Here is an 8,269-nt window from a genome sequence, read left to right as displayed (position 1 = left end):
CCAGCGGCCCCGCTCAACCTACCCCCGCCGCCGTCTTGGGCCGGATCCAAACGCCCTCCCCCGCGACGGGGATGCATTGATTATCGCGGCGGATTCAACGCGGATCATTCAGCGGCGTGAAAAAGTTGGAAGTCGTTGATTTCGTTGACCTCAAGATCGCGAACGCCGAGGATACAGCGCCCTCAATCCCCACAAACAACCGTCATTCCCGCCCTTGTGGCGGGAACCCCTGGTTCAGCTGACCCGTGAGACGCAAGCGGACTGCTCAGCAGTCCGCCCCTCCCGCACCTGCGGCGGAGAGAGAGGTTCCCGCCACAAGGGCGGGAATGACGAACGTTAGGGTGTCATCGGGGTTAGCTCAGTCCTGACAGCCCCCTGCTCGGCCCGCATCCGGTAGGCCATCACCGCCGTGTGGCCCAGGCGCTCGACCAGCCGCCAGTTGACGATCGCCCCCAGCGGCGCGCCGACCACGGGGATGAACTGGGCCAGTTTCGCCAGATCGATGTGGTCGCGGTACTGCTGCTGGAAGGCCCGCCAGTCGAAGTCGTCCAGGTGGGCCGGATGCGGCCGCGCGTCCCAGTCGTCCATGGCCGCCAGCACCCGGGCGCGGTGGGAAGCATCCGAAAACGCCAACTCGAAGATGTGCAGGATATACAGACGCTCGGGCAGTTCCGTGCCGTCGTGGCCGAAGATGGCGGCGATCTCGAACAGCAGCTTGATCTTGAAGCTCATCAGCAACGGGAAGTCGGCCGCCGCCGCCAGGAAGCCGCCCAGGCCGGTGACCCCGCCCTCGGCCGCCGCCGCCCTCTTCCAGCCGTCGATCGCCTTGGCCGCCCGGGCCCGGCGCTCGTCCAGGGTCAGGCCGATCAAGGGCGAGCCCGTCGCGTAGTCCGACCCGACCAGCAGCGCCCGCGTCATCCCCTCGATGGCGGCGGTGAGGACGGCGTGGACTTTCTCGGGGATCAGCCGGTTGATCCGCGTCTGGGTCGCGCGGGCCAGGCCGTTCAGCGGACCGGCGGGCCGGGTCAGCTCGGCGCGCCAGGCGAGGAGGTCGGGGGAGAGATCCATGGCCCTGAGGTAGCCCTTCTCGCCTCGCGGGAGAAGCGGCTACCCTTGCGCCATGACCGACGCCCAGCGCCTGACCCTCGTCCGCGCCGTCCACACGGTGATCTATGTGGTGATGGCCAGCGCCGCCCTGGTCGTGCTGGCCGCCGGGATCACCGGGGCGCGCGGTCCCTGGCTGTGGGTCGCGCTGGGCCTGACGGCGATCGAGAGCGCCGTCTTCGCCGCCTGCGGCTTCAAATGCCCCCTGACCGCCGTCGCCGTGAAGTACGGCGCCACCAAGGACGGCCCCTACGACACCTTCTTCCCAGAGCGCTGCACGCGCCACACGTTCCGGGTGTTCGGGCCGGTGATTCTGGTGGGGGTGGCGTTGTTGGTTTGGCGGTGGGTGGTCAGGGGCTAGGGCGTTCAGCCAAGCCCAGGGCCTTCTTCCCTCGCGGAAGAGGGGTTGGAGTTCCCGCCCCTTCTCGCCCGAGAAGGAGCCCTCCTTACATCTCACGGCGAGACGATCGCAGGGCTGACCAAGTCACTCAAGGACGACGCTCCGCGTCGCCGCACGCGGTCGCCGGAGGCGATCCTTGACTGACTTGGTCAGTCCTGCACGCTGCAGCCTCCAAGAGATTTAAGGACGAGACAGCGCGGGGGCGGGCCCCACGGCTCGCTAGACGGCACTAAATCCCCTGACTAAGCTAAACCGACAACAGGTGAGATTTTATGCCGCAGTTTCCTTTCATCTTGGTCAAGCAGAAGGAACACACGTTCCGCTTGACATCGCTTCCAGCCGGGTTGTTGACGCGCATTTCTTACGCGGCCGTACGACGAAAGGACACTGAAGAGGGGGCCGTTCAGAGAATTCTGAACAGCGCACGTATCGCCGGCATCAAAGATTTCGCTTTGAAGATGGGCGATTTTCCGGCTGCGATAGTCCTCAATTGGGTCGACGGATCCCTTCAAGAAAAGAACGGCACCATCGAAATCCCAGACAAGCCGAAAGTTGCACAAATCATTGATGGTCAGCACCGCGTTGCTGGATTGAAGCAAGCCATCGACGAAAATCCGCAAGCCGAAAACTATGAGATACCCGTTGCCATATACGAGGGATTAGATACAGCAAACAGCGCTCGAATTTTTATATCTATCAATACGGAACAGCGCCCAGCCCCCAAGAGCCTCGTATTCGATCTTTACGGCGTTAGCGCGTCCGACTTGATGGACCCGGCTGCCATCAGAGCAAGTGATATTGTCAGCTTCCTCGGCTCTGGAGATCAGCCCTACTATGGCTGGATCAAACTTCCGAACCAGGAACGGCAACGCGGTGGGGTGGCACTATCGACGGCCGTCAGCGCAATTAAACCTTTGGTTGATTCAAAAGGCATCATGGAGCAAGTCGGCATTTCAGAGCTTGAAATGCAAAAGGCCATTTTCGCAAATTACTTCTCCGCGATCAAAACTAGTTACGGATACAAGTGGGATGATCGCAGTAATGCGTTCATTTATGCAAGCGGGTTCATTGGTGCGGTGGAATTTTTCCGAACACATATGTTCGACTACTGCAAGGGAAAGGGCTCATTTGAGATAGCTACAATCCGAGATGCGCTGAACATCGAAGAGACTGGCCGAATACTTCAAGAAGACGTGAAGGGCCTGGGCGGCGCGGAGGCGGCAAACGCTATTCGCGATCGACTGGTGAGCGCATTCCGTCCGATTGAAGTGTCGCACGGCTTCAAAATTTAGAAGCCAAGCGGTGTCAGACGCGGCCCGCCTTACCCGCCTTGCCTTCTCGCGAAAGCCCGCCGGGACGCCTTACGCGAACTTTAATCCCACCCAAGCAACAGCGGACAGCATTGAAGCTCGCAGGATCGAAGCTGCGATTGACGCAGCATATGCCGGTGCCGTGTCATACGCCGAGGCTCTAACGGGGCTTCGCGGCGGCTCCACCTCTTGGGCCGTCATAAAGCTATACTATAGTAGCTTCTACAGCATCCGAGCCCTTCTACTTTTGAATGGGATCATTCCCTTCAATTACGAAGGGGAGATGCTCTATGACGTTCCGACCAATCGCTTTCTAAAAGGAGGCCGATCCAGCCATCACTGGAACTGGACCTCAATTCGAAAGACTGACGCGAAAAATAAATGGTTCTCATCTCAAGACTCACAAGACACCTACGATATAATTCGAGAACACAGAGAACACGTAAATTACAAACACAGCTTTAAAGACCCAGAGCTCCACCAGAGCATGAACAAAATCGACGGCGATATAGCAAAACGTTTTCGAACCTACAGAGACGACACCGATTTTATTTATACATATCTACCCGAACACCTTACACTCGCATACCCGACTCGCATCCTTCTCGAAGTAGAGAGCGAGGTGAAGATTGTTGGCGCGCAGCTTTCGACCGATCGGATCGCTCATCTTTCGTCTATCTGGAAGATTAAGGACCGCTGCCTTCTAACTTAGATCGACATGCCCCTTCGACATGATGCCAGCGCAAACTCTGACAAACAACTTCGCCTCAACTTCCAGCCTGGATGACGCATTGCCGTCGCTTGCAAACAATTGCCCCCATCCACACCCCCTTCCGCCCTATCCCCACTATCCCCAACCGCCCCGCCTCGCCCTGACCGCCGACGCGCCCTATATCCCTACCCACCTATTCACCACGCCGGGCCCCAGGGATTGTCGACCCAGTTCAGACTGCCGCTGACCGCCGCGCCGCGCTACGGCCGGGAGGACTTCGCCGTCTCGGGCTGCAACGCCGACGCCGTGGCGCGGCTGGACGCCTGGCCGAACTGGCCCGAGGGGCGGCTGGCCCTGGTCGGGCCGGTCGGCGTCGGCAAGACCCACCTGGCGCGGACCTGGGCGCGGGCCGCCGACGCGGTGGTGATCGACGCGCCGCACGGGGGCGGCGTCGACCTGCCCGCCCTGCGCGGCCGGGCGATCCTGGTCGAGGACGCCGACCAGCGGTCGGCCAGCGCCGCCTTGAGCGACGAGGACCTGTTCCACATCCTCAACATGGCCGGGGTGGACGGCGGGAGCGTGCTGCTGACCGCCCGCGTCGCGCCGATCGCCTGGAGCTCGTCCGTGCCCGACCTGCGCTCGCGGCTGAACGCCCTGACCGTGGCGGAGATCGACGAGCCCGACGACGTGGTGCTGCGGGCGGTGCTGGAGCGCGCCTTCCGGGCCGAGCACCTGAAGCCCGATCCCGACCTCTATCCCTATCTGATCGCCCGCCTGCCCCGCTCGGCCGCCGAGGCCCTGGCCGCCGCCAAGCTGCTGGACGAGGCGGCCTCGCAGCAGCACCGCGCGGTCAACAAGGCGCTGGCGCGCGAGGTGCTGGGCGATCTGGAGGGCGAGGAGGACTGACCCCCTTCCCCCATCGAGGAGGAAGGGTTCAAGGTCGCTGTCGTCACCCCGTCACGCCATTCCTTCACCATTGGGCGTTCACCCTGCGGAAAACTCTGCGCTAGACTGAGGCCCATGACCGACGCCGCCGCCCTTCCGAACCCGACTCCGTCCCTGGCGCCGCTGGCGCCCGCCGCGCCCGAGATTCCCGTTCCGCAGACCGGCCTCGCGCTCGACGCGGAGCTGATGGCCTCGCCCGAACGGTTCTTCAACCGCGAGACCTCGTGGCTGGCCTTCAATCAGCGGGTGCTGGAAGAGAGCGGCAATCCGCGCCACCCGTTGCTGGAGCGCCTGCGGTTCCTGTCGATCAGCGCCAACAACCTCGACGAATTCTACATGGTCCGCGTGGCCGGCCTGAAGGGCCAGGTGCGCGAGGGCGTGCGGGTGATCAGCCAGGACGGTCTGACCCCCGGCGAGCAGCTGGCGCGCATCAACGCCTCGGCCGCCGAGCTGATGGGCGAGCAGCAGAAGATCTGGCGCCAGGTCCGCACCGAGCTGTGGGACGAGGGGCTGAAGCTGCTCGACGCCAAGGATATCGAGGCCGAGGACCGGGTGAAGGCCGAGGAGATCTTCCTCAACCAGATCTTCCCGGTGATGACGCCGCTGGCCATCGACCCGGCCCATCCGTTCCCGTTCATCCCGAACCTGGGCTTCTGCCTGGCGCTGAAGCTGCGGCGGATCGCCGACGACAAGCACCTCTACGCCCTGGCGCCGATCCCCTCGCAGGTGCGGCGGTTCTGGGAGCTGTCGTCGGTGGTGACGCGCGGCAAGAAGCGCCAGCGCAAGATCATGGCGCTGGAAAGCTTCATCATCCTGTTCCTGGACCATCTGTTCCCCGGCTACGAGGTCGAGGGCCGGGGTCTGTTCCGCCTGATCCGCGACAGCGATCTGGAGATCGAGGAAGAGGCCGAGGACCTGGTGCGCGAGTTCGAGGCGCGGCTGAAGAAGCGTCGCCTGGGCCGGGTGGTGCGGGTCAAGATCCAGACCACCATGCCGCCCGACCTGCGCGACTTCATCATCGAGGGCCTGCGCGCCGAGCCGGAGGACGTGATCCTGGTCGACGGCAAGCTGGGCCTGGCCCAGATGTCGGAGCTGATCCCGCCGGACCGTCCGGACCTGAAGTTCCCGCCCTACAACGCCCGCTTCCCCGAGCGCGTGCGCGACCACGGCGGCGACTGCTTCGCGGCGATCCGCGAGAAGGACATTCTCGTCCACCACCCGTTCGAGAGCTTCGACGTGGTGGTGCAGTTCATCCGCCAGGCCGCGCGCGATCCGAACGTGCTGGCCATCAAGCAGACGCTCTATCGCACCTCCAAGGACAGCCCGATCGTGGCGGCCCTGATCGAGGCGGCCGACAACGGCAAGAACGTCACGGCCCTGGTCGAGATCAAGGCGCGCTTCGACGAGGAAAATAACCTGAAGTGGGCGCGCGACCTGGAGCGGGCGGGCGTGCACGTGGTGTTCGGCTTCGTCGACTGGAAGACCCACGCCAAGCTGTCGGTGGTGGTGCGCCGCGAGGGCGAGGGCCTGCGCACCTACTGCCACTTCGGCACCGGCAACTATCACCCGCAGACGGCGCGGATCTATACGGACCTGTCGCTGTTCACCTGCGATCCGGCCCTGGGCCGCGACGGGGGCAAGCTGTTCAACTTCATCACCGGCTACGCCCAGCCCGGGCGGCTGGAGAAGCTGTCCTTCTCGCCGATGACGCTGAAGCCGGACCTGCTGAAGATGATCGCGGCCGAGGCCGACAACGCCCGGGCCGGCAAGCCCGCGGGCGTCTGGGCCAAGATGAACGCCGTGGTCGATCCGCAGATCATCGACGCCCTCTATGCCGCCAGCCAGGCGGGGGTGCAGATCGAGCTGGTCGTGCGCGGCATCTGCTGCCTGCGTCCGGGGATCAAGGGGCTATCGGAGAACATCCGGGTCAAGTCGATCGTCGGCCGCTTCCTGGAGCACTCGCGCGTGGTGGCCTTCGCCAACGGCGCGGCCATGCCCGGCGCCCAGACGCGGGTGTTCATCAGCTCGGCCGACTGGATGCCGCGCAACCTGGACCGCCGCGTGGAGACCCTGGTCCCGGTCGAGAACCCGACCGTGCACCAGCAGGTGCTGGACCAGATCATGGTCGCCAACCTCAATGACGAGGCCCAGAGCTGGCGTCTCGACAGCGAGGGCGACTATGCCCGCGACCCGGCCTGGAAGACCAAGGGCGCCTTCTCGGCCCACGACTACTTCATGACCAATCCCAGCCTGTCGGGCCGCGGGCACAAGACCAACGACATGCCCCGGGCCTTCGACCACGTCGGCACCAAGCGCAAGCGTTGAGGGGCTGGGCCCTTGCCCCGCTGCTGATGCTGTCGGCCTGCGCGCCCGCCAGGCAGGCCGAGATCTGCGCCGTCCAGGCCCTGCCCGCCCGTCCCGGCGTCGACCGCTTCGGCGTCGCGCCGGGCGTCGAGCGCAGGGCCCAGGCGGTGGCCGAGGTCTACGGCCCCGGCGTGCTCGGCGGCTACCACATCCGCTGGTGGGGGCTGTGCGGGCATAGGGCCGACACCACCGACATGCTGCTGCTGGGTCCCGAGCCCTGGGCCCTGACCAAGGGCGGCCAGCGCGCCCACGGCCACCAGGTCAGCTACGGCACCTGCTATCACCGGCGCGAGAACGACGGCTGGCGCACGGTGGCGTGCCGGATCAATCCCTAGGTCGCGATCGACGCGGCTTGCATGAAAGCGCCCGAAGCCAGGTTGGCCTCCGCCGCCCGCAGCCTCGCCAGCCCGTAGGCCAGCCGCCCTTCCTCAGTCGCCAGCACCGGCTCGCCCAGCGCCAGGCGCTGGTGGAGGGCGTCGAGGTCCGGACCGTCCAGCCGCTCCGCCCTCGCCCGCCCCGCCACGCCGGCGACGAACACCGCCGCGTGGAAGACGTGGCTGACCTGCCGGAACAGCCACAGCCGCGCCCGCTCGCCGTCCGTCGCCGCGCGCCCGAAATAGGTCCGCAGCAGCAGGGCCTCGCTCTCCGGGGCGGCGGCGTAGGCGTTGGCGATCGCGGCCAGGTCGACATAGCGGTCGGCCCGGAACGCCGCCTCCCAGTCGACCAGCCAGATGCGCCGGCCGTCATAGACGAGGTTGCCGGGATTGAGGTCGTTGTGGCTGGACACCGGTTGCGGCGTCAGGCGCTTGCAGACCTCGCGCAGCCGCGCCCAGGCGTCGAACGCCCCGACGGGGACCACGCCCGCGCGCGCAGCGGCGTCGACCAGGGCGTCGAGGCCGTCCAGATAGTCGACCAGCGCCGGAAAGCCTTCGATCGCGTGCAGCGCCCGCACCGCCTGGGCCAGTTCGACCACCAGGTCGGCGCGGGTCCCGGCATAGTCGAGGACCAGCGAGCGCGCCTTGATGAAGTCGCAGATCATCACCCCGTCATCCGGATCGGCGTAGCGCACCCGCGGCGCCAGGCAGGCCTCCGCCGCCAGCTTCAGGCAGGCATAGCCGCGATGCGGGTCGCGCAACCCGTCGCGCCCGACCTCGAGCCGCAGCAGATAGGCGATCCCGCCGACGCGGATCCTGTAGACCCCCGCCCCCGACAGCCCGCCGGACACCGGCGTCCAGCCGTCGAGGCCCTCGGTCCCGAACGCGGCGCGCAGGGCCTTGCGAACGGCGGGGCGTTGGTCGGGGGAAACGGACATCGGCGGAACCTCGTGGAGACCGTCGCCTTATTTACCCGGATAGAATATGAGTCAATATAATCCGGGTAATAATATCGAAATCGATCAAGGTGTTTTCCGACAAGCCTTTCCGCGCGTTCTTC

The 8,269-nt window shown here is 65.2% G+C and carries 8 protein-coding genes and 1 pseudogene; 6 read left to right on the top strand and 3 right to left on the bottom strand.

Annotated features, from left to right (window positions below):
- Positions 1-200: 200 nt before the first annotated feature.
- Both EIK80_RS27050 and EIK80_RS15505 read right to left on the bottom strand, forming a co-directional pair.
- Positions 201-330 (bottom strand): annotated as a pseudogene (locus tag EIK80_RS27050) (hypothetical protein); the annotation flags it as partial.
- A 6-nt stretch (positions 331-336) separates the two neighbouring features.
- Positions 337-1,068, bottom strand: a complete 732-nt coding sequence (locus EIK80_RS15505) for an EcsC family protein (protein WP_125157891.1) — start codon at positions 1,066-1,068, stop codon at positions 337-339.
- A 52-nt stretch (positions 1,069-1,120) separates the two neighbouring features.
- Between EIK80_RS15505 and EIK80_RS15500 the strand changes: the two genes are divergently transcribed.
- The 6 genes from EIK80_RS15500 to EIK80_RS15475 all read left to right on the top strand — a co-directional run bounded on the left by EIK80_RS15500 (position 1,121) and on the right by EIK80_RS15475 (position 7,170).
- A complete protein-coding gene (locus EIK80_RS15500) occupies positions 1,121-1,465 on the top strand; it encodes a hypothetical protein (RefSeq protein ID WP_125157890.1) in 345 nt (114 codons plus the stop codon).
- Positions 1,466-1,776: 311 nt separating this feature from the next.
- Positions 1,777-2,796 carry a DGQHR domain-containing protein gene (locus EIK80_RS15495; protein WP_125157889.1) on the top strand — a complete coding sequence of 340 codons (1,020 nt, stop codon included), beginning with the start codon at positions 1,777-1,779 and terminating at the stop codon, positions 2,794-2,796.
- Positions 2,797-2,806: 10 nt separating this feature from the next.
- Positions 2,807-3,526 carry a hypothetical protein gene (locus EIK80_RS15490; protein ID WP_125157888.1) on the top strand — a complete coding sequence of 240 codons (720 nt, stop codon included), beginning with the start codon at positions 2,807-2,809 and terminating at the stop codon, positions 3,524-3,526.
- 219 nt (positions 3,527-3,745) lie between these two features.
- Positions 3,746-4,432, top strand: a complete 687-nt coding sequence (locus EIK80_RS15485) for a chromosomal replication initiator DnaA (protein ID WP_125157887.1) — start codon at positions 3,746-3,748, stop codon at positions 4,430-4,432.
- A 225-nt stretch (positions 4,433-4,657) separates the two neighbouring features.
- The gene (locus EIK80_RS15480; RefSeq protein ID WP_233586682.1) at positions 4,658-6,796 is read left to right on the top strand and encodes an RNA degradosome polyphosphate kinase; all 2,139 of its coding nucleotides are present in this window, start codon (positions 4,658-4,660) and stop codon (positions 6,794-6,796) included.
- Positions 6,793-7,170, top strand: coding sequence for a hypothetical protein (locus EIK80_RS15475; protein WP_125157885.1), 378 nt, complete (start codon positions 6,793-6,795; stop codon positions 7,168-7,170). Before EIK80_RS15480 ends, EIK80_RS15475 begins: the two co-directional genes overlap by 4 nt.
- Here EIK80_RS15475 and EIK80_RS26705 read toward each other — a convergent pair.
- Positions 7,167-8,147 carry a phosphotransferase gene (locus EIK80_RS26705; protein WP_125157884.1) on the bottom strand — a complete coding sequence of 327 codons (981 nt, stop codon included), beginning with the start codon at positions 8,145-8,147 and terminating at the stop codon, positions 7,167-7,169. The two genes, EIK80_RS15475 and EIK80_RS26705, sit on opposite strands and share 4 nt — an antisense overlap.
- Positions 8,148-8,269: the final 122 nt, after the last annotated feature.

Source organism: Caulobacter sp. 602-1 (assembly GCF_003931565.1).
Lineage (GTDB): Bacteria > Pseudomonadota > Alphaproteobacteria > Caulobacterales > Caulobacteraceae > Caulobacter.
This window is presented reverse-complemented; position numbering and strand designations above follow the sequence as displayed.

Bases quoted from the DNA above. Each gene is read 5' to 3' on its own strand.
- EIK80_RS15505 (WP_125157891.1), bottom strand. From the start codon at position 1,068: ATGGATCTCTCCCCCGACCTCCTCGCCTGGCGCGCCGAGCTGACCCGG.
- EIK80_RS15500 (WP_125157890.1), top strand. From the start codon at position 1,121: ATGACCGACGCCCAGCGCCTGACCCTCGTCCGCGCCGTCCACACGGTG.
- EIK80_RS15495 (WP_125157889.1), top strand. From the start codon at position 1,777: ATGCCGCAGTTTCCTTTCATCTTGGTCAAGCAGAAGGAACACACGTTC.
- EIK80_RS15480 (WP_233586682.1), top strand. From the start codon at position 4,658: ATGGCCTCGCCCGAACGGTTCTTCAACCGCGAGACCTCGTGGCTGGCC.
- EIK80_RS26705 (WP_125157884.1), bottom strand. From the start codon at position 8,147: ATGTCCGTTTCCCCCGACCAACGCCCCGCCGTTCGCAAGGCCCTGCGC.